We start from the raw sequence: 24,037 nt of genomic DNA, 5'->3' as shown, positions 1-24,037 counted from the left end.
GAGGGACCGAGCATGGCGCGGATCATCGCCGAGGTGGGGTTCGGATACACCGTCACCTCGGCCCTGCCCGTATGGACAACCATCACCGAGTACGTCGACATGGCGGCCGGGATCAGCCTCAACAACCGTGGCGCCTCGGACGAGCGGGCCGATACACAGCCCGGCACCATGTCGCTCACCCTGGACAACTCCGACGGCCGTTTCACGCCCAACCGGTCCGGCAGCCCCTACTACCCCAACGTCAAGCGCAACGTGCCGATCCGGTTGCGCGTCGTCTCCGCCGACATGAACCTGATCACCAACCCGGGGTTCGAGTCAGGGCTGACGGACTGGGACAAGACCGCCTCACCGACGATCGCGCAGGACGCCACGCACGTGAAACACGGCAGCCAGGCGATGCGCGTCACCTGGGGCGCGCCGGCCGGACAGGCGGTCTTCACTGACGTATACGGCCTGGACATTGGCGAGACCTACACCGTCAGCGCGCATGTGTGGGTGCCCACCGGCGCGCCGGCCGTCTTCCCCTACATCGTGGGCATGACGGTGGGGAACGTTTCCACGCTCAACGACCAGTGGCAGAAACTCACCTACACGTTCACGGCAACCGCGACGCAACACCGGTTTCTCCTCCAGGCCGCCGGCACCCCGACGGCGGGCACCCAGTGCTGGATCGACGCCGTGCAACTGTGGGAGGGCAGCAGCGCAGTCCCGCTGAACCATGTCGTCAACCCCGACTTCGAAACGGACACCTCGGGCTGGACGTCCTCCGGCACGCCGACGATCACCCAGTCCACCGCGCAGGCGCAGCGAGGGACCGGATCCATGCTCACCACCTGGGGAGCGGTGTCCAGCCAGTCGGTCCGCACCACTGTGAACGGACTGGATATTGGCGCCACCTACACGGCGTCCGCCTACGTGCGGGTCCCCGCGGGAGACCAGGCGGTGCGGCTGAAGATGGCGACCAGCGGGGGCACTGACTTCGCGTTCGGCTCGTACTCCACACTCAACGACACCTGGCAGCAGATCACCTGTACGTTCACTGCGACCGAGACCAGCGCACAGCTACGCATCAACCCGAACACCCCGACGGGCGCCGGGGATCTGGTGTACGTCGACACAGTCCAGGTCCAGCAGGGCTCGACGGCTGCGCCGTTCACCACGCTGGACGGGGCGCAGATCCATCCACGGTTCTACGGCATGGTCAACAACTGGCCGGTGACCTGGTCCGGCCTGCAGTCCAAGGTGTCGATCACCTGCACGGACCTGTTCAAGTGGGTCGGCATCAACCGGCAGTTGCTGCCGATGCTGAACCAGGAGATTCTCCTCGACAGGCCGACCGCGTACTTCCCGCTCTCCGAGGCCGCAGGCTCCACGACCGCCGGGGATATCTCCGGCACCGCCGGCGTCGGCACCCTGTCCGTTACGCAGGCCGGTACCGGCGGCACGCTGGACTTCGACTCCGGCACCGGCCCGACAGGCGACGGCCTGGGATGCCCGACCTTCACCCCGTCCTCGACGAGCAACGGCAAGTACCTGTCCGCCGACCTGGGGCAGAACTTCGTCGACGCCAACCTGTTCTTCCGGGTGCGGGCGGAGTGCTGGTTCACCACCTCGACCAACGGCCGCGTGCTCATGGCGCTGGCCTCCACGGACGCATCGACCAGGCTTACGTTTCTCCTGGAGTCCGGCACTGGCAAGCTGGCGATAGAGAAGGATCAAGGCGGCTTCGGCACCCAGACCTACGTGTTCGCCACCCCGAACCTCGCCGACGGGGCCCTGCACCACATGGCCTACAGCGAGTTCGAGAACCTCCTCTACATCGACGGCGTCTCGTACTCCCTGGTCTCGTTCCAGGGAACCGATCTGCGGATGCTGACCGTCGGCGGCTACCAGAACACCCGGCTGTGGTCCGGCACCATCTCCCAACTGGCCATCTACTGCCGCTCCATCACCGCCGCCGAACTCGCCGCCCACTACACCACCGGCACCACCGAAAACGTGGGCGAAGCCGCCGACGTGCGCATGTCCCGCCTCGCCTCCTACGTCGGCCTCACCGTCACCACCCAGGGCACAGCGTTCGACGCCATGGCCAGCCAGGCAGCCCTCGGCCGCACGGCACTGGAGCACATGCGGGAAATCGAGATGACCGAGTCCGGCAAACTCCTGGCGTCCCGCTCCGGGGCCGCGCTGGTCTTCCAGTCGAGGAACCTGCGCTACAACCCCGTCCCAGCGCTGTCGCTGGACTATGCGGACCTGGACACCGACGGCGTCGAGTACGCGCACGACGACCAGAAACAGGTTAACGACGTCGAGGCCACGCGCAGCGGCGGCGCCACCCAGCGCGTCACCAACCAGGCCAGCATCGACACCTACGGCCCGTACAAGCAACCGCTGGAACTGTTCAAGACCAACGACAACAGCGTCCTCGACGCGGCGAACTGGCTGGTGTCGCGCTACGCGGATCCCCCACCGGAGATCCGGCAGGTCCCCGTCGACGCCTTCACCCTGCCCCTGGCCTCCTACCGCACGCTCCTGAACGCCGACGTGTCCACCACCGTGACGCTCACCGACCTGCCCGACCAGGCGCCGTCGGCCACGGCGACCGTCGTCATCGACGGCTACACCGAGACGATCGGCCTGTCCAAGCACCACCTGGACTTCTACACGTCGCGGGCGCAGACCGACAGCGTGTGGATCCTCGACGACCCCGTCTTTAGCGTGCTCGATTCCACCACCCGCCTGGCCTACTGAGAGGAGCCACCGTGCCGGACATCCCTATCGTGCGGGCTGAGGCCTACTACCAGCCGCCGCCCCCGATGCCGTCGGACGCGTGGGCGCTGGTGCCGCCGGCGGAACTCTGCGCCCGCTGGTACGAACTGCGGATGCAGCGCCGCATCGACCTGCCGCCCGGCGTGCTACTCGGCCACACCACCTACGCCCGCATCGACGCGGGCCGGTGGGTGGCCGACTGCCCGTGTCGTTCCGCACAAGTCGTCACCCCAGCGGATCCGCGCCTGGCCTGCACGGAATGCGGGGCCGGCTGGTTCCCGCTGACCTTCCCCGACGACGTCGCTGCGGCCGAGGCCTCCGTCATGGAGCTGCTGCCGTCCGAGCGGTTCTGGTGGCATCCGGACGACGCGGCGTGGAACCGGCCCCCGGAGGGTCTGCCAGCCGTTGAGGATCCGTTCTGGTCGGCCGAGTCGGTGCAGGCCGAACCCGACCCGCAGGTGGCGACGTGACGACCACACCGCGTACCTGGGTCGTCGGCGAGACCGTCTCAGCGGCCATGCTCAACGCCGAAATCAAGGATCAGTTCAACTCGATGTTCGCCGCGTGGACGTCGTACACGCCGAACTGGACGTCCTCGGGCACGGCCCCGGCACTGGGCAACGGCACGCTGGTAGGCCGGCACATGAAGATCGGGCGGACAGTCCAGTACCACATCAACCTGATCACCGGCTCGACCACCACATACGGCACCGGCAACTACTCCTTCGATCTGCCCGCCGCCGCGGCCAACGTGGGCAGCGCCTATGTCGGCAACGCCCACCTGCTGGCTGGCACCCGATGGCTAGGGCAGAACGTCATCTCCCCGGCCGCGACGAACACCTCGCCGTTCTTCCCGACCAACTCGACGACCACCACGGCGTCGTTCCTGCAGCCCACCGTGCCAGTCACTTTGGCCAGCGGGCATCAGCTCCGCATCACCGGCGTCTACGAAGCCGCCTCCTGACCCAGCACTCACCGACGCCCCGTGCCCGATGGCCGGGGCCTTTTTCATGCCAGGAGACAGAACCTGATGGCAGAACTGTGGATGCCGGGCGCGACCCGGCTGGACATCGGCGACCATGCCGCAACCGACGGCGGCCCGGCAAAGGCCATCGCTCACATCACGTGGGACAAGAACGGCACCGCCGCGAAGCCGATCGACCTGGTGCCCTACGAAACGCTGCGGAGCTACTTCTCCGGCGGCGGCAAGGGCGTAGCCCCGCACCTTCTGTGGGACCCATTCACTGGCAGGTTCACGCAGTTCGTGCCCGCGAACTCCCGCAGCAAGTCACTGGCCGACCAGGCCGGCGGTACCCGCACCAACCGGGCCGGATCCGTCGTCATCCAGGTCGAGGCGCTGTTCTTCCCGTACTGCCGCGTCGGCAGCACCGTGTACGCGAAGCTCAGCGATACGCCCTGCAAGGGATGGGCCGGGCTGCAGGCCTGGGTGCACTCCTGGGGTGTGCCGAACTCCTGGCCGATGGGGAAGCCGGACGGCTTCATCTCCCGCCGCTCCGCGTCCACCTGGGCGAGCAAGCCTGGCTGGTACGCGCACGGCGACGTCCCCGAGAACACCCACACGGACCCGGGCAGTTGGCCCGCGTTCGTGGCCACGGGCTCGACCTCGCCGACGGCGAGCAAGCCGAAGGTGTCGCTGGCCCACATCGTGTACGCGGCGAAGCACGACCCGGCTGCCGCGCAGGGTCACACGACCTACAAGGCCGAAGTCCTCGTCGTCGAGAAGGCGTTGAAGGCGGAAGGCCTGCTCGCCTCGGAGTACGTCGACGGCAGCTTCGGCACCAAGACCATCACCGCATACGCGCGCTGGCAGCACTCCCCGGCCGGCGGCGGCTACACCGGCTCGGCGGCAGACGGCATCCCCGGCTCCGCGTCTCTCAAGCGGCTCGCCGCACGACACGGCTTCGTAGTGGAGGACTGACCCATGAGGATCTCGAAGATGTGGAAGGCCGTCGTCGCCGGGGTCGTGGCGGGCGCCGGCTCCGTGTCGACCGCCCTCGCCGACGACACCATCACGGCCGCGGAGGGCTGGGCGGCTGGCCTCGCCGTGCTCGCCGCCCTCGGCTTCACGTGGGCCGTCCCGAACCGGCAGGCGGCCACCCCTCCGCGCGACCTGTAGGGAGCCACCTTGGACGTCACCACCATCGGCAGCGTGATCGCGTTCGTCGGGGTGCTGTCCGGCTCGGTGGTGGCGTACCTCGGCAAGCGGGGAGAGAACGCAACCGCCCGCATGAACTCGGAGATCGACCAAATCCAGGAAGAGCGGGACGGGCTGCGCAAGGAGCTCGGCGAACGGAACGCCCGGATCGAAACGCTGCTCAACCAGCGCGTCACCGACCAGGAGACGATCGCCCGCCTCCGCATCAAAGTCATCAACTTGGGAGGCGATCCGTGACCCGTACAGAACGGGCACTCGCCGGACACTGGCGGGGGATCGCCGTCGTCTGCTGGTTGCTGGCGCTGTCCGGCGCGGCCGTCATCGGCTGGTCCTGGTACAGCCAGCTGGCCGACGAGGCCAACCTTCGTGGCAACGCCGTGTCCACGCTCGCCGGGGACGTGCGCGTGCTGCGCGCCCAGGTCCAGGCCGCGGGCGGGACGCCGAAGGCCCCGGATCCGAGCAAGGCGGTCGAAGACCTGCCCGCCCGGATCCAGGTGCCTGTACCCATCCCAGGCCCACCAGGCCCCAAGGGCGAGCCGGGGAAGGACGCTCCCACCATCACCCCGTCGCCCGGCGCATCCGGGGCGCCAGGCCGGGACGGCACGGACTCCACAGTGCCCGGTCCCTCGGGGCCGCCCGGTCCGCCAGGGGCAGACTCCACCGTCCCCGGGCCGGCCGGACCCCAGGGCGAGCAAGGGCCCGCCGGCGAGGACGGCACGGACGGGCAGACCTGCCCCGACGGGTACTCGATGCAGGCCCCGTCCTACGACCCCGACGCGCTCGTCTGCCGCAAGGACGGCGCCCCGCAGCCCAGCGGCAACGGCCTGCCTGGCCCGCTCGCCGCAGGCCTCGACCCCCGCCGCGAGTACGCATGAAGACGCCCCCTGCTCGAGCTCCGTAGCGTTCGCTACGCGGCTCGGGCGGGGGGCGCTTCGTCATGCCCGGGGGTACTCGGATTGTGAGTACCCCTCAGTCGTCGAGGTCGATGACGAAGTCGACGATGGTGGTGTCGCCGCGGCGCACGATCGGGTGGGCGACCTCGACGATCCGGCCCGTGTCGGAGATGTGCCGCCGCGTGTAGCGCAGGACCGGAACACCGCTGCCGATGCGCAGCGTTGCCGCCTCCAGCTCGGTGGGCATGCCCGCGCTGAACGACTCCGTGATCCGCTTCACCGTGATGCCGAGGCTCGCCATCTGCGCGCGGGTGCCGCCCGGCCACGGCTCATGGATCGGATCCGAGACGGGCGTACCGGCGACGTCGGACCACCGCACGTAGCTGGTCGACATCTGGGTCGGCTGGTCGTTGTCGTGGAACACGAAGTGCCGGGCGAGGAGCCGCTCGCCAACCTCGCACTCGAAGAGCGCGGCCAGTTCGGGGCTGGCCGGTACCTGCTCGAAACGCTTGTCGAGTCGGTACTCGGACCAGCCGATGCCCTGGTCCTTCGTGTACGGCGTCGACTTGGCGCCCGGGGTCGTCCGGTAGCGGTCGGCCGCCATGCGGTGGATCGGAGGCCGCGGCCGGACACGAGTGCCCGCCCGGGCGCGAGTCTCGATGAGGCCCTCGTTGGCGAGCAGACGCAGCGCGTTGCGGATCGTCGTCTCGGAGACTCCGCCGTATTCGGCGCAGAGCGCGGGCAGCGTAGGGATCTGGTCACCGGGCCCGAACTCGCCGGAGGAGATGCGGCGTCGCAGGTCGGCGGCGATCCGCAGGTACTCAGGCTGCGCCACGACGGCACCCCCACTTCGAGTGATCAGGTCAATCTGAGTACACATACTCTCCCCATCCGCTTGACCAGCGCCAATCCCCGCGACATTGTGAGTACAGATAAGCAGTACCTGTACTCAGATAACCACCGTTTCCGGGGGACAGCCATGCCCGAGTCGGGACGTTCGTGGCAAAAGGCATTCAAGGCCGAGCCCATCGAGGCAACCCACGTCCGCCTGTGGACCGAGGGCCGCGTGAAGCACCCCGACGCCCCGCTCATCGCCGACGAGCTGTACCTCGCCGTCCTCGGCTCCGGCGCCCCCGTCGTCGAGATGACCCTCTCGACGGCCGGCTCCCGCATCCGCATCACGGCACAGGGCCTCGACCCGCTCCCGCTCATCAACAGCCACGGCCCCGGCTGGCTCATCGTCACCGGCCTGTCCCACAGCGCCGGACTCACGACCGACGAGTGCGGACTGTGGGCCCAGCTTGGGACGAACCGATGAAGTGGCGACCCAAGCCGCCGCCCGTCAAACAGCTGACGCGCGCCCAGTACTCCGGCTGGAACTGCTGCTGGTGCGGCACCCCGCTCACGAAGGGCGCGAGGTCCGCCGGACGGGCCCCCGGCAACAGCGGTGCACACGACCTCAGCGTCGAGGTGTACGAGTGCGGGCCGCGCTGCCCGCAGCGACCCCGGCGCCCCTCACAGCAAGGAGACATCCCGTGAGCACGTCCACCCTTCCCCGCGCCCGGGGACGCATCTCGGGCTACTGCTGGACCGAGCACGGCCGCACCCACGTGCACTGCACCATGCCGGCCGGACACGGCGGGAAGCACTGGCACCCGTACAGCAAGACCAGCTGGTAGACCCCGTCACCGGTGTGCCGCCGATCGCGCCGGTGACGTCCAGACCGCCCGCCCCTGCCCCCGTGCCCGAGGGGGCGGGCGGTCCCAGGCCCCGGCCGGTATGCGTCTACCGGCCGGGGCCGCTCCATGTCTTGACGGCGCCCTAGCTGCACTCGATCAGGCCCGAGACACCCCACCAGGTGACGAGGATGGCGACCCAACAGACGAAGAGAAGGCCGCAGCAGGTCGGCGCATCGTCACCCTCGTCCCGCGCCAAGCCGATGGACCCCAACACAAAAAAGGCGCCGATTCCCGTTATCCAGGCTGGTCCCGTGCAGCTGTCCCCCGCAAGCTGGACTACCTCTTGCCCGGTGATCACAGACTGACGATAGGGGCCCAACGGGCGCCGGTGACCTAGGCGCGCGATGAGCCGCCCCAAGCCCCCGGTAAAGCCCCCGGTTGCTCACCATGGAATCGAAGGTGCGCCGCTTGCCCAGTGGCCGAACGCAATCGAAGCCCACATAAATGCAGGTCAGGTACCTACATGCACCCAGGATCGACCCCCGCAACGATCACGGGCCGTAATCCGGATCTAGAGGTGTTACAACCACATATTGGGGTTGCCTGAGCCCGTTCCTCCGCTGATCAGAAAGGACAGTCGGGCGTCCAGCAGAGCTCTCAACACCCGGTCCCCGCCCGGCGGCACCGTCCCCGCCTCCACCAACTCGTCGAGCGTGAACGCACGGGGCCGTACGACTCGCAGGGACAGGCAGGTGGAGCCGACGGCGACCGGTGGCAGCACCGCGTGCAGGCGTGTCCCGTCCGGAAGTCGTGCGTCCACCCAGGGGCGTGCGTCGTCGAGGCGTCGTCCGGCCACGGCCGCGAGGCGCTGCGCGAGGCGTCGTACGGCCGCCGCGTCCGCGAACGAGACCGTCGTCAGCTCCAGGCCGCCGCCTCTGTCCACCCACACCCGGTCCGGCGCCGACACCAGCACATCGGTCACGGAAGGGTCGGCGAGCAGCGGTTCCAGTGGGCCGCTGCCGACCAGCTCGGAACGCAACCGCTCGGCCGCGCCGAGGACTTCGGCGTCCCCGAGCACGCGCCCCTGCTCGCGCAGCGCCTGCGCCACGCGCGCGGGCGTCGGCTCGGAGCCGCTCTCGGCGAGCCACTGCCGTACGCCGTCGAGTAAGCCCGTACGCCCGTCCAGGCCCGCGCCGCAGTCCATCCCCGTAGCGGCATCCCAGCTCATACGCCCCCGCCTTCCACCGGAACCCGCTCCCAGAAGGCGGCGCAGAACCGGGCGAGCGGCCCCCGCACCGCTCCTCCGGGTGGCGGGCCACCGTCCAACGGCGGGCGCTCGGCGGGCACTTCGCCCACCAGGGGCAGCCCGAGCAGCCGGGCCACTTCGCGGTCGTCGAGGCCCGGCGCGTAGGGGCCGCGCACGGCGACCCGCAGATCGCGCAGGACCATGCCGACCGCGGACGCCACCCGTCCGGCGGCCGCGATCGAGCGCAGGTCGGCGGGGACCACCAGGAGCCCCAGGTCGAGCTGGGCGAGGGCCTCGGCGACGCCCTCGTCGATGCGGCGGGGCAGGTCGACGACCACCGCGCCGCCGCGCCGTCTGGCGGCGGCCAGGACCGCTCGTACGGCTTGGGGAGGAATGGTGACCGAGTCACCGCGGTCCCAGCTCAGGACTCGCAGCGCGTGCAGTTCGGGCAGGGACTCCTCCAGTGCGCCGCCGCCGACCCGGCCGCGGGATGCGGCGAACGCCGGCCAGCGCAGACCTTCGGCCGCCTCTCCGCCCAGGAGTACGTCGAGTCCGCCGCCCAGCGGATCCGCGTCCACGAGCAGGGTGCGCCGTCCCTCGCGCGCCGAGGTGATGGCGAGCGCGCAGGCCAGTGTGGAGGCTCCGGCACCGCCGCGGCCGCCGAGCACACCGACGGTCAGGGCGGGCCTGCCGACTCCTTCGGCCACGTCGGCGATGCGGTCGACCAGCCATTGCTCGCCATCGGGCAGCACCAGGACATGGTCGGCACCGATCTCGACGGCCCGCCGCCAGACGCCGGAATCGTCCTGATCCCGGCCAACCAACACCACTCCGCGTCGGCGCGCGGCGCCGCGTACGCGCCGTGCGGCATCGTCTCCGACCAGTACGAGGGGTGCCGCCTCCCAGCTGCCCCTGGGGTCCGGCACTCCGTGGTGGACCTCCGGCCGGGCGCCCGCCGCCGCGCACAGGCGCAGCAGGTCGTCCAGCAGGTCAGCGTCCTCCGTGACGATCAATGGTCCGCCCTGCCGCCCCTCGGCGGTGGGCGGCCGGTCATGTGTGATGGCTCCCGCCACGATCTCCAGCCCCCTTCGCTGCTTCTTGCGCGGGGCCCGCAGGGTCCTCTGCGGACCCGCGATTCCCGCTCGTGTGAAGAACCGGCAACCGGCCTCCATATGAACGGCCGATACGAACCGGTCAAACGCGCCCGACAAACGGAACCGGCCATGAACTCGCCGCGAGGAACTCGCCGCGAGCGGAGCGCGCTGGAATCACGGTGCAGCGATCCCGGAAATCGTGTGGATCTTGGTCGATAACTGTGGACAACTCAGTGGTTGTGAATATCGCCTTCACCCATACCGGTGACCCGTGTGCGACTTCCTCAGAGCAGCGTCACGACTACACACAGTGACGAATCAGGGGTGCGCCAAGACGGCGGTCGCAGCGGTGGCAGCAAGGCCCCGAGGCCGCGAGGCCGCGCAAAAGAGGGGAAAAACCCATCCGGACATGCGACGACCCCCGCCGGGGGGGAGAGCGGGGGTCGTCCCCACGGCCGACTCGGGGGGGGAGGAGTCGGACCGGGTTAGCACGGTCGCGAACGATCCGTGACTTCCATGGTGTACCCGAGAGCCCTCTCAGGCAAACCCACGCGCCTCACCTTACGCCGAATGGTGGGCCCTATGCTCGGGCTCGTGGAAAACCACTCCTTGCCTCGCACAGCAGCCTTCTTTGACCTGGACAAGACGGTCATTGCGAAGTCGAGCACGCTCACGTTCAGCAAGTCGTTCTACCAAGGCGGGCTGATCAACCGCAGGGCCGCGTTGCGCACCGCATATGCCCAGTTCGTGTTCCTGGCCGGCGGCGCCGACCACGACCAGATGGAGCGGATGCGCAAGTACCTGTCCGCGATGTGCCGCGGCTGGAACGTCCAGCAGGTCAAGGAGATCGTCGCCGAGACGCTGCACGACCTGATCGACCCGATCATCTACGACGAGGCCGCGTCCCTCATCGAGGAGCACCACACCGCCGGGCGCGACGTCGTGATCGTGTCCACGTCCGGAGCGGAAGTCGTCGAGCCGATCGGCGAACTGCTCGGCGCGGACCGTGTGGTGGCGACCCGCATGGTCGTGGGCGAGGACGGCTGCTTCACCGGCGAGGTGGAGTACTACGCGTACGGGCCCACGAAGGCCGAGGCGATCAAGGAGCTGGCCGCGTCCGAGGGGTACGACCTCTCCCGCTGCTACGCCTACAGCGATTCGGCGACCGACCTGCCGATGCTGGAGTCCGTCGGCCATCCGCACGCGGTGAATCCGGACCGCGCGCTGCGCCGCGAGGCGCTCGCCCGCTCATGGCCGATTCTGGACTTCCACCGCCCGGTCCGCCTGAAGCAGCGGCTGCCGACCCTGTCCGTACCACCCCGTCCGGCGCTCGTCGCGGTGGCCGCCATAGGTGCGGCGGCGGCCACGGCGGGGCTCGTCTGGTACGCCAGCAGACGGCGCGCGACAGCGATGTGAACACGTCACAGGTGCGCGGAGAGCACATTCCCGCCCGCTTCGCACCCGTTTGAACCTAAAAGTAAAGAAGTGCAGTCGGGGCTTCCGCTTCCTCCGGACCTGGAGTACAAAGAAGTTAACGGCCCGCGAGACCAAGGACATCCGAGAGGATCACCTTTAAACGCAACCAAGGCCCCACGGACCGAGCATGAACACCGAGCACCCACGCGACGTCGACCCGTCGATTACGGGCCAGCCGCACCAGGTGACGGGCAGAAGTTCCCGACCTGATGGGCAACATATCGAGGACGCTTGGTAACCCGGTGAGCATGCCAGCGGCGGTACGAGACCTCGTACCGCCGCAACCCTGTTCAGGAAGTTTTTCGCCCTCTTAGTAGAGGGCGTTTTTCTTGTGGATTCCCTTACGGATCCCTGCGGGATCCCGGCGAGTTACTAGTAGAGGGCGACTTTCAAACCCTCACGCCGCCCCGCGCTGAAGCGCCTCACAGACGGCCGTCGACTCCCTGACCCCCAGCTCAACCGCCTTGCCGCAGTGGGCGATCCAGGCCGCCATGCCCTCCGGGGTGCCGGAGACATAGCCGTCCAGGGCCGCCGCGTAGGCGGCACGGCCGAGTTCCGCGTGACCGACCTCCGCCGGGCAGATGGACTTCGGGTCGAGGCCGCTGCCGACCAGGACGATGCGTTCGGCCGCGCGCGCGACGAGGCCGTTGTGGGAGGTGAAGGGGCGCAGGGCGAGCAGTTCACCGTGAACGACGGCCGCCGTCACCAGCGCGGGGGCCGAACCTCCCGCCCGTCGCCCACCACCACCCTCAACCGAGCTTCGCGCCCCTCCATATCCGATGATCAGCTGCGAGAGACCTTCGAGGCGTCCGGCCACCTCCTGCGCGTCCGGCAGCGGCAACTCGACGAGGGGCTCGTCGACCGGCTCACCGCTCTGGCGCGGCCGGCCGACCTCGTCGCCCTTGTTCGCGGCCGCCACCAGATGCAGCCGGGCCAGCACCCGAAGGGGCGACTGCCGCCAGATGGACAGGAGTTGGCCCGCCTCGGCGGTCAACCTGAGGGCCGCCCCGACCGTACGGGCCTCGTCGTCCGCGCTGAAGTCGGTGCGGCGGCGCACCTCTTCGAGGGCCCAGTCGGCGCCGGACAGCGCCGCGGAACCGCGCGCGCCGCGCAGCGCCGCCTCGGACGTGATCTCGTTGCTGCGGCGCCGCATGATCCGGTGACCGTAGACACGGTCCACGGCCTTGCGGACGGACTCCACGGATTCGGCCACTCCGGGAAGCGAACCCAGGGCCGCGAGCGGATCGGCGGACGCGCCTGTCGTACTCATGAGTACGACACTACGCGCCCACCCGTCACCCCGACCGCCACCCCTCATCGAGCCTCGCGCCCCGGTGGGGCCACCCCACGAAGGAGTGGTCTTCTTCACGCACACCGGGCACCTAGAGCGATCACACCGCTACCCTTGGTGAACATGAAAATTGCTTTCGTAGGGAAGGGCGGCAGCGGCAAGACCACCCTGTCCTCGCTCTTCGTCCGCCACCTCGCGGCCTCCGGATCTCCGGTCGTCGCGGTGGACGCCGACATCAACCAGCACCTGGCGGCCGCGCTCGGCCTCGACGACACGGAGGCCGCCGGGCTGCCCGCGATGGGCGAGCGGCTGCCGCTGATCAAGGACTACCTGCGCGGGGCCAATCCGCGCATCGCGTCCGTCGAGACGATGATCAAGACGACCCCGCCCGGCGAAGGGTCGCGGCTGCTGCGCGTGCGCGAGAACAATCCGGTCTACGACGCCTGCGCGCGACCGGTGGAACTCGACGGCGGCGCCGTCCGTTTGATGGTCACCGGCCCGTTCACCGAGGCCGATTTGGGAGTGGCGTGCTACCACTCCAAGACCGGTGCAGTGGAGCTCTGCCTGAACCATCTCGTCGACGGCCAGAGCGAGTACGTCGTCGTCGACATGACGGCGGGCTCCGACTCCTTCGCGTCCGGCTTGTTCACCCGCTTCGACATCACGTTCCTCGTCGCCGAGCCGACGCGGAAGGGGGTCTCCGTCTATCGCCAGTACAAGGAGTACGCCCGCGACTTCGGCGTCATCCTGAAGGTCGTCGGCAACAAGGTGCAAGGCCAGGACGACATCGACTTCCTCCGCGCCGAAGTCGGTGACGACCTCCTGGTGACGGTCGGGCACTCGGACTGGGTGCGCGCCGCGGAGAAGGGCCGCACACCGAGGTTCGAACTCCTGGAGGAGGCCAACCGCCGCTCCCTGCGCACCTTGCAGACCGCCGCAGACGCCACGTACGAACTGCGCGACTGGGAGCGTTACACCCGCCAGATGGTGCACTTCCACTTGAAGAACGCCAGCAGTTGGGGCAATGCGAAAACCGGGGCGGACCTGGCCGCACAGGTCGACCCCGGTTTCGTACTCGGCGAAGACCTGGTGGCTACGGCTTGACCGCCGGTGCCCCGGGGACGCCCTTCGGGGCCGGGGCGGGGCGGCCCGAGAGGAAGGACGCCCAGCCCTGCTTCGGGGCCTCGCCGACCTTGAGCCCGCGGAGCTTGTCGAGGGTGGCCGGGTCCTGGGCGTCGAGCCAGTCGGCGAGCTGCCGGAAGGAGACGCAGCGGACCTCGGGCTTGGTACAGACACTCTCGACGACTTCGTCGATGGCACGCATGTAGGTGCCGCCGTTCCAGGACTCGAAGTGGTTGCCGATGATCAGCGGTGCGCGGTTGCCGTCGTAGGCCCGGTTGAAGCCCTTGAGCAGGCCGTCCCGCATCTGGTCGCCCCAGTACTCCTGCTTGTCGGGGTCCCCCTGGGTCTGGGTGCCCGACTGGTTGACCATGAAGTTGTAGTCCATGGTCAGCTGCTCGTAGGAGTGCCCGGGGAAGGGTACGAGCTGCATCGACAGGTCCCACAGGCCCCGCTTCTTCTTGGGCCAGACCTGGTCGTTGACGCCGCTGGTGTCATAGCGGAAGCCCAGCTGCCGGGCTGCCTCCGTGAAGTTCTTCCGGCCCTCCAGGCACGGGGTGCGGGCGCCGATGAGCTCCTTGTCGTAGTCGAAGGGCAGCGGGGACGCCTTCTTCATGCCTGTGTTGGTCTTCCAGGACTTCACGAACGACTTCGCCTGGGCGATCTCGTTCTTCCAGTCGGCGACCGACCACTCGCCGACCCCGCCGTCGCTGCCGCAGAAGTGGCCGTTGAAGTGGGTGCCGATCTCATTGCCCTCCAGCCACGCGCCGCGCAGCTGCTTCACGGTGTCCTTGATGCCCTGCTCGTCGTTGAAGCCGATCTCGGAACTGCCGGGCGAGTGCTGCGGCGGCCGGTAGAGGTCGCGCTTGTCCTCCGGCAGCATGTAGAGGCCGCTCAGGAAGTACGTCATCGTCGCGTTGTTGGCCTTGGAGATCTTCCGGAAGTGCGAGAAGAGCTTCTGGCTGTCCTCGCCGGCGCCGTCCCACGAGAAGACCACGAACTGCGGGGGCTTCTGACCGGGCTTGAGCCGTACGGGTCTGGGCAGATGCGGCTGCGCACCGGTGTACGCGGTGGAGCCGTCACCGATCAGGCGGACCGCGCTCCCGGGCGCCGGTGCCCCCGCCTTCTTCGCGCCGTGCGCGCCTTCCTGGGAGCCGGTCGTATCGCTCGAGCAACCTGCGAGCGCCGTGGCGCAGGCCGCGGCGAGTGCTACACCCGCGGCGATCCTCTGGGTGGCGGCCATCTTCCGCCCTCCTTCTTCCTTCGGTCAGGGCAACGCTGATTAGGGCGTTCTGTGGTGATGTGCAGCGATTTGCCGACAGCGCCGCCAAGTTCGCACGGGACCGAGAAGGAATAAATACGACAAGCCGATCAATTGCTCGCTTCACCCTGGAGGGTGATTTAGTGCCCCATTTGCTCCGAAATTTCGCGCGAGACCTTTACTCTGCATTACGATCCGTTTACCGAGTGTTGAGAATCCCGCCGCTGCACGCCGTGACCCACGGCCGCGATCCGCCCCCCGCCGCTTCGGACGGGGGACCACCTGTTCCGCGACCGCGCTGCCCCGGAGGAGACGGGAACCATGTCCGCCTGCGTCCCCACCCGCGCCGCCGATTCGACTCGGCCGAGGCGCATCCACCAGTCCCACAGTCCCCCGCCGACTCCGCCCCGCCGATTCCGTATCGCGGGCGCCGATCTGTCGGCCTCGATCGCGGTCTTCCTGATCGCCCTGCCGCTATCCCTCGGCATCGCCCTCGCCACCGGCGCACCGCTCCAGGCCGGCCTCGTCGCCGCTGCTGTGGGCGGCCTCGTCGCCGGACGGCTCGGCGGCTCACCGCTCCTGGTGAGCGGGCCCGCAGCCGGGCTCACGGTCGTCACCGCCGAGCTCATCCACCGCTACGGATGGCGTACGACCTGCGCCATCACCGTCCTCGCCGGACTCACCCAACTGGGCCTGGGCTGCCTGCGCGTGGCCCGTACGGCACTGGCCGTCAGCCCCGCGATCGTGCACGGCATGCTCGCCGGCATCGGCGTGACCATCGCCGTCGCCCAGCTGCACATCGTGCTGGGCGGCACTCCGCAGAGTTCCGTCCTCGACAACCTCCGTGCGCTGCCGGACCAGTTGGCGCACGTCCACCCCGCCGCGGTGTCGATGAGCACGCTGACGTTGCTCCTCCTCCTCGCCTGGCCGCGGATTCCCGGGCGGGTCGGGCACGTACTGCACAAGGTCCCCGCCGCACTCGTCGCCGTCGCCGGGGCCACCGCGACCGCCTCGCTCGCCGGGCTGACCCTGCCCAGGGTCGACCTGCCGTCCTGGAGCAGCCATGCGCTGGCCGGGCTGCCCGAGGGGCCGGTGCTCGGGATCGTCGCCGCCGTCTTCACCGTGACGCTGGTGTGCAGCGTGGAGTCGCTGCTCGGCGCCGTCGCCGTGGACAAGCTGGTGACGGGGCGGCCCGGGCTGCGGTCCCAGGTGGGCCGCTCCGACCTCGACCGGGAGCTGTTCGGGCAGGGCGCCGCCAATGTCGTCTCCGGCGCGCTCGGCGGACTGCCGGTCACCGGGGTCGCCGTACGAAGTGCCGCGAATGTGCGAGCCGGTGCCGTGAGCCGGAACTCCACGATGCTGCACGGCGTTTTCGTAGTAGTTGCCGCGCTGCTGATGGTCCCGATCCTGGAGCTGATCCCCCTCGCATCGCTCGCCGCCCTGGTGATGGCCGTCGGCATCCAGATGGTGTCCCTGCACCACATCCGCGCGGTCACCCGCCACCGCGAGGTGCTGGTGTACGCCGTCACCACGCTCGGCGTCGTCTTCCTCGGAGTTCTCGAGGGCGTGGCGCTGGGGGTCTCCGTGGCCGTCGGCGTCGCCCTGCACCGCCTCGCCCGCACCCGTATCACGCACGAAGAGAAGGAGGGAGTCCATTACGTACAGGTACGAGGGCAATTGACGTTCCTCGCGGTGCCACGGCTCAGCCGTGCCCTGCATCTGGTACCCCAAGGGGCCGATGTCGTCGTGGAGTTGGACGGCTCGTTCATGGACCACGCGGCGTACGAGTCCCTGCAGGACTGGCAGAGCGCGCACTTCGCGGGGGGCGGCGCGGTCGAGCTCACGGGCCGGGCCGGAACGCGGATTGCCGAGCCCGCGAGCTCCGCCCACTGCCGCTGCCGGCCCTGGACGCCATGGCGCAACCACCAGTGCGAGACCTCCCCGGGTCCGCAGTCCGTACCCCCCGGCAGCCAGTCGGGCGGGCCGGGCGAAGAGGCCGATGCCTCCCGACCAAGTGGGCATCAACTGGCGCGTGGCATCAGCGCGTTCCAGCGCAACACCGCGCCCCTGGTGCGGGGTGAGCTGGCGCGGCTGGCGCGGGAAGGGCAGCGGCCGTCCCAGCTGTTCCTGACCTGTGCCGACTCGCGGCTCGTCACATCGATGATCACCTCCAGTGGTCCGGGTGACCTCTTCGTCGTACGGAATGTGGGCAACCTCGTGCCGTTGCCCGGGGAGGAGAGCGGGGACGACTCGGTGGCCGCGGCGATCGAGTACGCGGTGGACGTGCTGAAGGTGCGGTCCATCACCGTGTGCGGGCACTCCGGGTGCGGGGCGATGCAGGCCCTGTTGACGTCGGAGCCCGGAGGAGCGCTCACGCCGCTCAAGCGGTGGCTGCGGCACGGGCTGCCGAGCCTGGAGCGGATGGCCGCCAAGGACCGGCCGTGGGCGCGGCTGGCCCGGCGGGCGCCCGCCGACGCGGTGGAGCAGCTCTGTCTGACCAATGTGGTGCAGCAGTTGGAGCATCTGCGGGCGCATGAGTCCGTGGCGCGGGCCCTGCGGGAGGGTGTGCTCGAACTGCACGGGATGTACTTCCACGTCGGGGAGGCTCAGGCGTATCTGCTGGCCGACGGTGACGGAGCCGAGCTGTTCGCTCACGTGGGGGCGGCGGAGGATCTGCGCCATCCCGCGTGACCGGGCCATGGTGCGCGGCCCCAGTCGGCGGGGCCGCGCACCATGTACCACGCAACTTGGGGGGAGGGCGATGCCGTACAGCCATGCGGTGTCGAGGCTGGGGCAGGGGCCGTGGGTGTGGGCGGAGGTCCAGGACCGCGGGGGAGGTCTTGGCGGTCAGGTCGGCGGCGGCGTCGGGTCCTCGACACACCAGGCCAGGAAACGTGTCACGGCGTCATCGACATGGCGCCGGTAGAGCTGTTCGACGAGCTGTGGATCACGTGCCGCGGCGAGGGGGTCGGCTCCCTATCCGTTCCGCTCGGTGTCTGCTTCGCTTCGGGGCACTTCGCCTGTTCTTGGGCCGAGACCCAGGAAGCGTTACCGAGTGAACCCGACGGGCGGACCGTACGTGCCTCTGAGGGGTGCCACTGCCCATCAATAGGTCTAAACCAATTTCGGGTCGGCCCTTGTCACCGAGCCCCCCGGTCTGATGAGCTGTGGCCTGGGACACAACGGACACCCTGGGAAAGGGAGATGTCGTGAGCAACGAAAGCCTGGCCAACCTGCTGAAGGAAGAGCGCAGGTTCGCGCCGCCCGCCGACCTGGCCGCGAACGCCAACGTCACCGCGGAGGCGTATGAGCAGGCCAAGGCTGACAGGCTCGGCTTCTGGGCCGCGCAGGCCCGTCGGCTGACCTGGGCCACCGAGCCGACCGAGACGCTGGACTGGTCGAACCCGCCCTTCGCGAAGTGGTTCGCCGACGGGAAGCTGAACGTCGCGTACAACTGCGTGGACCGGCATGTCGAGGCCGGGAACGGTGACCGCGTCGCCATCCACTTCGAGGGTGAGCCGGGCGACAGCCGGGCCATCACGTACGCCGAGCTCAAGGACGAGGTCTCCAAGGCCGCGAACGCCCTGACCGAGCTCGGAGTCGGCAAGGGCGACCGGGTCGCCGTATACCTGCCGATGATCCCCGAGGCCGTCGTCGCGATGCTGGCCTGCGCCCGTATCGGCGCCGCGCACTCGGTCGTCTTCGGCGGCTTCTCCGCGGACGCGATCGCCACGCGCATCGAGGACGCCGACGCCAAGGTGGTCATCACCTCCGACGGCGGCTACCGACGCGGCAAGCCGTCCGCGCTCAAGCCTGCCGTCGACGACGCGATCAACCGGGTGGACCGGATCGAGCACGTCCTCGTCGTACGGCGTACCGGGCAGGAGATCGCCTGGACCGAGGGCCGCGACGTGTGGTGGCACGAGATCGTCGAGCGGCAGTCCGCCGAGCACACGCCGGAGGCGTTCGACGCCGAGCAGCCGCTGTTCATCCTCTACACCTCCGGGACGACGGGGAAGCCGAAGGGCATCCTGCACACCTCGGGCGGCTACCTCACACAGGCCGCGTACACCCACCACGCCGTCTTCGACCTCAAGCCGGAGACCGACGTGTACTGGTGCACGGCCGACATCGGCTGGGTCACCGGGCACTCGTACATCACGTACGGGCCGCTCGCGAACGGTGCGACGCAGGTGATGTACGAGGGGACGCCGGACACGCCGCACCAGGGGCGGTTCTGGGAGATCGTGCAGAAGTACGGTGTGACGATCCTGTACACGGCGCCCACGGCCATTCGTACGTTCATGAAGTGGGGCGACGACATCCCCGCGAAGTTCGACCTGTCGTCACTCCGTGTCCTGGGTTCGGTCGGCGAGCCGATCAACCCCGAGGCGTGGATCTGGTACCGCAAGCACATCGGCGGTGACCGTACGCCGATCGTGGACACCTGGTGGCAGACCGAGACCGGCGCGATGATGATCTCGCCGCTGCCCGGGGTCACCGAGGCGAAGCCGGGGTCCGCGCAGCGGCCGCTGCCTGGGATCTCGGCGACGGTGGTCGACGACGAGGCTCAGGAAGTGCCCAACGGGGGCGGTGGGTACCTCGTGCTGACCGAGCCGTGGCCCTCGATGCTGCGGACCATTTGGGGAGACGACCAGCGGTTCATCGACACGTACTGGTCGCGGTTCGCGGGGAAGTACTTCGCCGGGGACGGGGCCAAGAAGGACGAGGACGGGGACATCTGGCTCCTCGGGCGTGTGGACGACGTGATGCTGGTCTCCGGGCACAACATCTCGACGACCGAGGTCGAGTCGGCGCTCGTCTCGCATCCGGCGGTCGCCGAGGCGGCGGTCGTGGGAGCGGCGGACGAGACGACCGGGCAGGCGATCGTGGCGTTCGTGATCCTGCGGGGGTCGGCTTCCGCCGAGGATGACGGGCTGGTGGCCGAACTGCGCAATCACGTGGGGGCCACGCTCGGGCCGATCGCCAAGCCGAAGCGGGTGCTACCGGTGGCTGAGCTGCCGAAGACCCGGTCCGGGAAGATCATGCGGCGGCTGTTGCGGGACGTTGCGGAGAACCGGGAGCTCGGTGACGTCACTACGCTCACGGACTCCACGGTGATGGACCTGATCCAGGCGAAGCTGCCGGCGGCGCCTAGCGAGGACTGACGGGGTTCCCTTCCGGGGGTCCCGGCCCGGGCTCCCGTCCTGAGGGTTTTCCCCGCCCACCCACCCCTATCAGGTGTGGGGGCACTGAGTGCCCCCACACCCCACACTCGGTGCAATGGCGGGGCTCCGCCCCTGCACCCCGGCGGGGGACTACGTCCCCCTGCACCCCCGCCGGGTACTACGTCCCCCACTCCCCACCCCTCGCCGTATGGGCGGCGCCTCCCAAACGCCCACCCCTGGCGGCTGCCTCCCACGTGCCCCCCTTGCGGGCACCGCCCACGCGACGACGCCCTCCCCACTGGCGCCCGCGTCCCCCTTCCTGCGACGGCATCCTCGTCACGACGCCTACGTCACCGACGCGTACGTCACCCTTCTCAGACACGGCGCACCCATCCCTGCCCCCGTCACCCTCCCCATGGCGCCCCGTCCCGCACTCGCGCCCCCACGCATCCCCCACGACGGCGCCCGCCCCCAAGCACCCGCAGCCGCGAACGCGCGGAAGGGGCGGTGCCGGTACATCAAATGCCCGTCGCTTACGCCCGGATCCGGAAACGGCTCCCCATAGCCCAACGCCTGATCCACCGACGACGGGCGGATGTACCGGCACAGCCCCGACCCCCCACCCACCCGGAGGCGAACCTGCGACGCACCCGCACCCCCCACACAGCGCGCCTAGCGAACCTTTTGCACCTAATGTGAAGATCGCTGCGAAAAGGCCGGCCACATCTTAGGTAAGCTAAGGAAAGCGTCAACAGCGCGACAAAGCCGCGCGGCGAGAAGAAGTCAAGGTGTGCCGGGAAGTCTGGTCGGCGAGTGTTCAGTCCTGCCTACCCGACCGGAGGTCTCACCTGTGGCCGCGCCCCGCACCCCCACCCGCAAACTGCTCGGACGGCTGTCCCTGCCCGAGCGGAACTTCGTCGCGGATGCACTCCGTACCGAAACCGTGGGCGGCGTGCTGTTGCTGGTCGCCGCGATCACGGCGCTGATCTGGGCGAACACCCCGCTGCGGGACAGTTACGAGAGCGTCAGCCACTTCCACATCGGGCCCGCTTCCCTCGGGCTCGACCTGTCCGTGCAGCACTGGGCGGCCGACGGACTGCTCGCCGTGTTCTTCTTCGTTGCCGGGATCGAGCTCAAACGCGAGCTGGTCGCCGGGGATCTGCGAGACCCCAAGGCCGCGCTGCTCCCCGTGGTCGCCGCGGTCAGCGGTATGGCCGTGCCCGCGCTCGTGTACGCGCTCACCAACGCCACCGGCGGGGGCTCGCTCGACGGCTGGGCCGTGCCCACCGCCACCGACATCGCCTTCGCGCTCGCCGTACTCGCCGTGATCGGGACGTCGCTGCCGTCCGCCCTGCGCGCCTTCCTGCTGACGCTCGCCGTCGTCGACGACCTGTTCGCGATTCTGATCATCGCGGTGTTCTTCACCGAGAAGATCGACTTCGCGGCTCTCGGCGGGGCCATCGTCGGGCTCGCCGTCTTCTGGCTGCTGCTGCGGAAGGGCGTACGCGGGTGGTACGTGTACGCCCCGCTCGCCCTTGTCATCTGGGGGCTGATGTACAACAGCGGCATCCACGCCACCATCGCCGGTGTCGCGATGGGCCTGATGCTGCGCTGCCACCGACGGGAAGGCGAGGAGCACTCCCCCGGTGAGCACATTGAGCACCTTGTGCGGCCGCTGTCCGCCGGACTCGCCGTGCCCCTGTTCGCGCTGTTCAGCGCGGGGGTCGTGGTCTCCGGCGCGGCGCTGAGGGATGTGTTCACCCAGCCCGAGACGCTCGGTGTCGTGCTGGGACTCGTCGTCGGTAAGACGGTGGGTATTTTCGGCGGGACCTGGCTGACGGCACGGTTCACGAGGGCCTCACTCAGTGAGGACCTGGCCTGGCCGGACGTCTTCGCCGTGGCGAGCCTCTCCGGGATCGGCTTCACCGTTTCGCTGCTCATCGGCGAACTCGCCTTCGACAGCGACACGCTGCTCACCGACGAGGTCAAGGCCTCCGTCCTGGTCGGCTCGCTCATCGCGGCCGTCCTCGCCACCGTGCTGCTGAAGATACGCAACGCCAAGTACCGCGAGCTCTGCGAGGCGGAGGAGCGCGACGAGGACCATGACGGCATCCCCGACATCTACGAGCAGGACAACCCGGCGTATCACCTGCGGATGGCCGAGATCTACGAGCGGAAGGCCGCAGAACATCGGAGGCTTGCCGAAGTGGCGGGCGGGGCAGGCGGCGAGGACGACGGTCCGGCATGATCTGACCAGACGGTACAAACAGAAGCAGATGCCGGACCGCATGACCGGACCGTACGAGCAGGACAGACGGAAGCCAGACCGTACGGCACCGACAGAAGCCAGACCGTACCGACACCGGCGGAAGCCGGACCGTACACACACATGCAGAAGAGGGAGATCGCGATGAGCGCACCCGACGGCAGCCCGGTCGGCGCCGAACGCAGCATCGGCCAGCTGTTCGCCTCGGCGACGACCGAGATGTCCGCGCTGGTGCACGACGAGATCGCACTGGCGAAGGCGCAGCTCAAGCAGGACGTCAAGCGCGGCGCGGTCAGCGGCGGCGCGTTCACGGTGGCTGGTGCGGTGCTCCTGTTCTCCCTGCCGATGCTGAACTTCGCCCTGGCGTACGGCATTCGGACCTGGAGCGACTGGAACCTCGCGATCTGCTTCGTGCTGTCCTTCGCGGCGAACGTGCTCGTCGCCGTCGTCCTCGCGCTGATCGGCGTCGTCTTCGCCAAGAAGGCCAAGAAGAGCCAGGGCCCGCAGAAGGTCGCCGCCTCGATGAAGGAGACGGCGGGCGTCCTGCAGAACGCCAAGCCGCACCCCCGACCCGAGCGGGTCGAGGACACCGTCGAGACTGTGGCACGCTCGTCCTCATGACGGACCCCGCCACACCTTCGGCGCAACAACCCGCTTCGGCCGTACGCCTCGATGGGCCCTGGACACATCGGGACGTCGCCGCCAATGGCGCGCGCTTCCACATCGCCGAGATGGGCGACGGGCCGCTCGTCCTGCTGCTGCACGGCTTCCCGCAGTTCTGGTGGGCCTGGCGGCACCAACTGGTCGCCCTCGCCGACGCCGGGTTCCGAGCCGTCGCCATGGACCTGCGCGGGGTCGGCGGCAGCGACCGCACCCCGCGCGGTTACGACCCCGCCAACCTCGCGCTCGACATCACCGGGGTCGTACGGTCCCTCGGCGAGCCCGACGCCGCGCTGGTCGGGCACGACCTTGGCGGCTACCTGGCGTGGACGGCGGCCGTGATGCGGCCCAAGCTCGTACGCCGGCTCGCGGTGTCGTCGATGCCCCATCCCCGGCGCTGGCGTTCCGCCATGCTCTCCGACGTCAAACAGACCGCCGCGGGCTCCTACATCTGGGGGTTCCAGCGGCCCTGGATTCCGGAGCGTCAACTCGTCGCGGACGAGGGCGCCCTGGTGGGTCGTCTGGTACGGGACTGGTCGGGGCCGCGGCTGCCGGACGACGAGGCCGTGCAGACGTACCGCCGCGCCATGTGCATTCCGTCGACGGCGCACTGCTCGATCGAGCCGTACCGGTGGATGGTGCGGTCCATGGCCCGCCCGGACGGCATCCAGTTCAATCGGCGTATGAAGCGGCCGGTTCGGGTTCCGACGCTGCATCTGCACGGTTCGCTCGACCCGGTGATGCGGACGCGGAGCGCGGCCGGATCCGGGGAGTACGTGGAAGCGCCGTACCGCTGGCGGCTGTTCGACGGCCTCGGGCACTTCCCGCACGAGGAGGATCCGGTGGCTTTCTCCTCGGAACTCGTCAACTGGCTGAAGGATCCCGAGCCCGATCGGTGACCGCTGGGAAGTCAGGACTGCCCGTCAGCGACCGACAGGT

Annotated in this window: 21 protein-coding genes and 1 pseudogene; 17 read left to right on the top strand and 5 right to left on the bottom strand. The window is 69.2% G+C overall.

Annotation, left to right across the window (positions count from 1 at the left end):
* Nucleotides 1–12 precede the first annotated feature (12 nt).
* From ACFY0T_RS09540 to ACFY0T_RS09510, 7 genes are all read left to right on the top strand, one after another.
* The gene (locus ACFY0T_RS09540; RefSeq protein WP_388866534.1) at nt 13–2,751 is read left to right on the top strand and encodes a carbohydrate binding domain-containing protein; all 2,739 of its coding nucleotides are present in this window, start codon (nt 13–15) and stop codon (nt 2,749–2,751) included.
* A gap of 11 nt (nt 2,752–2,762) precedes the next feature.
* Nucleotides 2,763–3,239, top strand: a complete 477-nt coding sequence (locus ACFY0T_RS09535; RefSeq protein WP_388866532.1) for a hypothetical protein — start codon at nt 2,763–2,765, stop codon at nt 3,237–3,239.
* Nucleotides 3,236–3,733 carry a hypothetical protein gene (locus tag ACFY0T_RS09530; RefSeq protein WP_388866530.1) on the top strand — a complete coding sequence of 166 codons (498 nt, stop codon included), beginning with the start codon at nt 3,236–3,238 and terminating at the stop codon, nt 3,731–3,733. Before ACFY0T_RS09535 ends, ACFY0T_RS09530 begins: the two co-directional genes overlap by 4 nt.
* Nucleotides 3,734–3,799: 66 nt before the next feature.
* Nucleotides 3,800–4,708 (top strand): endolysin, encoded by a 909-nt coding sequence (locus ACFY0T_RS09525; RefSeq protein WP_388866527.1) that lies wholly within the window; start codon nt 3,800–3,802, stop codon nt 4,706–4,708.
* 3 nt (nt 4,709–4,711) lie between these two features.
* Complete coding sequence (locus ACFY0T_RS09520) at nt 4,712–4,906, top strand: hypothetical protein (RefSeq protein ID WP_388866524.1); 195 nt, start codon at nt 4,712–4,714, stop codon at nt 4,904–4,906.
* Between the two features lie 9 nt (nt 4,907–4,915).
* Nucleotides 4,916–5,182: a hypothetical protein gene (locus ACFY0T_RS09515; protein WP_388866522.1), complete on the top strand. Its 267-nt coding sequence runs from the start codon at nt 4,916–4,918 to the stop codon at nt 5,180–5,182.
* Nucleotides 5,179–5,820: a collagen-like protein gene (locus ACFY0T_RS09510; RefSeq protein WP_388866520.1), complete on the top strand. Its 642-nt coding sequence runs from the start codon at nt 5,179–5,181 to the stop codon at nt 5,818–5,820. The genes ACFY0T_RS09515 and ACFY0T_RS09510 overlap by 4 nt, the downstream gene beginning before the upstream one ends.
* A gap of 94 nt (nt 5,821–5,914) precedes the next feature.
* On the opposite strand, the gene ACFY0T_RS09505 is transcribed toward ACFY0T_RS09510, so the two are convergent.
* A complete protein-coding gene (locus ACFY0T_RS09505) occupies nt 5,915–6,673 on the bottom strand; it encodes a GntR family transcriptional regulator (RefSeq protein WP_388866517.1) in 759 nt (252 codons plus the stop codon).
* 144 nt (nt 6,674–6,817) lie between these two features.
* On the opposite strand from ACFY0T_RS09505, the gene ACFY0T_RS09500 reads away from it, so the two are divergent.
* Genes ACFY0T_RS09500 through ACFY0T_RS09490 form a run of 3 tightly spaced genes read left to right on the top strand, consistent with a single transcriptional unit; the run spans nt 6,818 to nt 7,517 of the window.
* Nucleotides 6,818–7,156 (top strand): hypothetical protein, encoded by a 339-nt coding sequence (locus ACFY0T_RS09500; RefSeq protein WP_388866514.1) that lies wholly within the window; start codon nt 6,818–6,820, stop codon nt 7,154–7,156.
* Entirely contained in the window at nt 7,153–7,377 is a 225-nt protein-coding gene (locus ACFY0T_RS09495; RefSeq protein ID WP_388866512.1) for a hypothetical protein, read from the top strand. The genes ACFY0T_RS09500 and ACFY0T_RS09495 overlap by 4 nt, the downstream gene beginning before the upstream one ends.
* On the top strand, nt 7,374–7,517 hold the full coding sequence (locus ACFY0T_RS09490) for a hypothetical protein (RefSeq protein ID WP_388866509.1): 144 nt from the start codon (nt 7,374–7,376) through the stop codon (nt 7,515–7,517). Before ACFY0T_RS09495 ends, ACFY0T_RS09490 begins: the two co-directional genes overlap by 4 nt.
* Before the next feature lie 589 nt (nt 7,518–8,106).
* On the opposite strand, the pseudogene ACFY0T_RS09485 reads toward ACFY0T_RS09490, so the two are convergent.
* Both ACFY0T_RS09485 and ssd read right to left on the bottom strand, forming a co-directional pair.
* A pseudogene (locus ACFY0T_RS09485) lies at nt 8,107–8,745 on the bottom strand (ATPase, T2SS/T4P/T4SS family); the annotation flags it as partial.
* Complete coding sequence (gene ssd, locus ACFY0T_RS09480; RefSeq protein WP_388866507.1) at nt 8,742–9,836, bottom strand: septum site-determining protein Ssd; 1,095 nt, start codon at nt 9,834–9,836, stop codon at nt 8,742–8,744. The pseudogene ACFY0T_RS09485 and the gene ssd, both read right to left, overlap by 4 nt.
* Before the next feature lie 603 nt (nt 9,837–10,439).
* Here ssd and ACFY0T_RS09475 point away from each other — a divergent pair.
* Nucleotides 10,440–11,273, top strand: a complete 834-nt coding sequence (locus tag ACFY0T_RS09475) for an HAD family hydrolase (protein WP_388866505.1) — start codon at nt 10,440–10,442, stop codon at nt 11,271–11,273.
* A 457-nt stretch (nt 11,274–11,730) separates the two neighbouring features.
* Here the strand turns inward: ACFY0T_RS09475 and ACFY0T_RS09470 are convergent, their stop codons facing one another.
* Nucleotides 11,731–12,603: an oxidoreductase gene (locus ACFY0T_RS09470; protein WP_388866503.1), complete on the bottom strand. Its 873-nt coding sequence runs from the start codon at nt 12,601–12,603 to the stop codon at nt 11,731–11,733.
* Between the two features lie 144 nt (nt 12,604–12,747).
* Between ACFY0T_RS09470 and ACFY0T_RS09465 the strand changes: the two genes are divergently transcribed.
* Entirely contained in the window at nt 12,748–13,728 is a 981-nt protein-coding gene (locus tag ACFY0T_RS09465; RefSeq protein WP_388866502.1) for an ATP-binding protein, read from the top strand.
* On the opposite strand, the gene ACFY0T_RS09460 is transcribed toward ACFY0T_RS09465, so the two are convergent.
* On the bottom strand, nt 13,718–14,986 hold the full coding sequence (locus tag ACFY0T_RS09460; protein ID WP_388866499.1) for a hypothetical protein: 1,269 nt from the start codon (nt 14,984–14,986) through the stop codon (nt 13,718–13,720). The two genes, ACFY0T_RS09465 and ACFY0T_RS09460, sit on opposite strands and share 11 nt — an antisense overlap.
* 339 nt (nt 14,987–15,325) lie before the next feature.
* On the opposite strand from ACFY0T_RS09460, the gene ACFY0T_RS09455 reads away from it, so the two are divergent.
* The 5 genes from ACFY0T_RS09455 (at nt 15,326) to ACFY0T_RS09435 (ending at nt 23,997) form a co-directional block, all read left to right on the top strand.
* Entirely contained in the window at nt 15,326–17,695 is a 2,370-nt protein-coding gene (locus ACFY0T_RS09455; RefSeq protein ID WP_388866497.1) for a SulP family inorganic anion transporter, read from the top strand.
* Nucleotides 17,696–18,171: 476 nt separating this feature from the next.
* Nucleotides 18,172–20,172, top strand: coding sequence for an acetate--CoA ligase (acs, locus tag ACFY0T_RS09450; protein WP_388866494.1), 2,001 nt, complete (start codon nt 18,172–18,174; stop codon nt 20,170–20,172).
* A gap of 850 nt (nt 20,173–21,022) precedes the next feature.
* Nucleotides 21,023–22,420, top strand: a complete 1,398-nt coding sequence (gene nhaA, locus ACFY0T_RS09445) for a Na+/H+ antiporter NhaA (protein WP_388866492.1) — start codon at nt 21,023–21,025, stop codon at nt 22,418–22,420.
* Nucleotides 22,421–22,582: 162 nt separating this feature from the next.
* On the top strand, nt 22,583–23,059 hold the full coding sequence (locus ACFY0T_RS09440) for a phage holin family protein (protein WP_388866490.1): 477 nt from the start codon (nt 22,583–22,585) through the stop codon (nt 23,057–23,059).
* Nucleotides 23,056–23,997 carry an alpha/beta fold hydrolase gene (locus ACFY0T_RS09435; protein ID WP_388866488.1) on the top strand — a complete coding sequence of 314 codons (942 nt, stop codon included), beginning with the start codon at nt 23,056–23,058 and terminating at the stop codon, nt 23,995–23,997. The genes ACFY0T_RS09440 and ACFY0T_RS09435 overlap by 4 nt, the downstream gene beginning before the upstream one ends.
* Nucleotides 23,998–24,037 lie beyond the last annotated feature (40 nt).

Origin of the sequence: Streptomyces sp. NPDC001530 (genome assembly GCF_042894545.1) — a bacterium.
Lineage (GTDB): Bacteria > Actinomycetota > Actinomycetes > Streptomycetales > Streptomycetaceae > Streptomyces.
The sequence above is the reverse complement of the archived record's forward strand: the minus strand, read 5'-3'. Positions and strand labels throughout refer to the sequence as shown.

What these genes read in the sequence shown, in the direction of transcription:
- ACFY0T_RS09540 (WP_388866534.1), top strand. Translation starts at nt 13, where the DNA reads ATGGCGCGGATCATCGCCGAGGTGGGGTTCGGATACACCGTCACCTCG.
- ACFY0T_RS09460 (WP_388866499.1), bottom strand. Translation starts at nt 14,986, where the DNA reads ATGGCCGCCACCCAGAGGATCGCCGCGGGTGTAGCACTCGCCGCGGCC.
- ACFY0T_RS09435 (WP_388866488.1), top strand. Translation starts at nt 23,056, where the DNA reads ATGACGGACCCCGCCACACCTTCGGCGCAACAACCCGCTTCGGCCGTA.
- ACFY0T_RS09455 (WP_388866497.1), top strand. Translation starts at nt 15,326, where the DNA reads ATGTCCGCCTGCGTCCCCACCCGCGCCGCCGATTCGACTCGGCCGAGG.
- ACFY0T_RS09475 (WP_388866505.1), top strand. Translation starts at nt 10,440, where the DNA reads ATGCTCGGGCTCGTGGAAAACCACTCCTTGCCTCGCACAGCAGCCTTC.
- ACFY0T_RS09470 (WP_388866503.1), bottom strand. Translation starts at nt 12,603, where the DNA reads ATGAGTACGACAGGCGCGTCCGCCGATCCGCTCGCGGCCCTGGGTTCG.
- ACFY0T_RS09495 (WP_388866512.1), top strand. Translation starts at nt 7,153, where the DNA reads ATGAAGTGGCGACCCAAGCCGCCGCCCGTCAAACAGCTGACGCGCGCC.
- ACFY0T_RS09440 (WP_388866490.1), top strand. Translation starts at nt 22,583, where the DNA reads ATGAGCGCACCCGACGGCAGCCCGGTCGGCGCCGAACGCAGCATCGGC.
- ACFY0T_RS09520 (WP_388866524.1), top strand. Translation starts at nt 4,712, where the DNA reads ATGAGGATCTCGAAGATGTGGAAGGCCGTCGTCGCCGGGGTCGTGGCG.
- ACFY0T_RS09500 (WP_388866514.1), top strand. Translation starts at nt 6,818, where the DNA reads ATGCCCGAGTCGGGACGTTCGTGGCAAAAGGCATTCAAGGCCGAGCCC.
- ACFY0T_RS09525 (WP_388866527.1), top strand. Translation starts at nt 3,800, where the DNA reads ATGGCAGAACTGTGGATGCCGGGCGCGACCCGGCTGGACATCGGCGAC.
- ACFY0T_RS09465 (WP_388866502.1), top strand. Translation starts at nt 12,748, where the DNA reads ATGAAAATTGCTTTCGTAGGGAAGGGCGGCAGCGGCAAGACCACCCTG.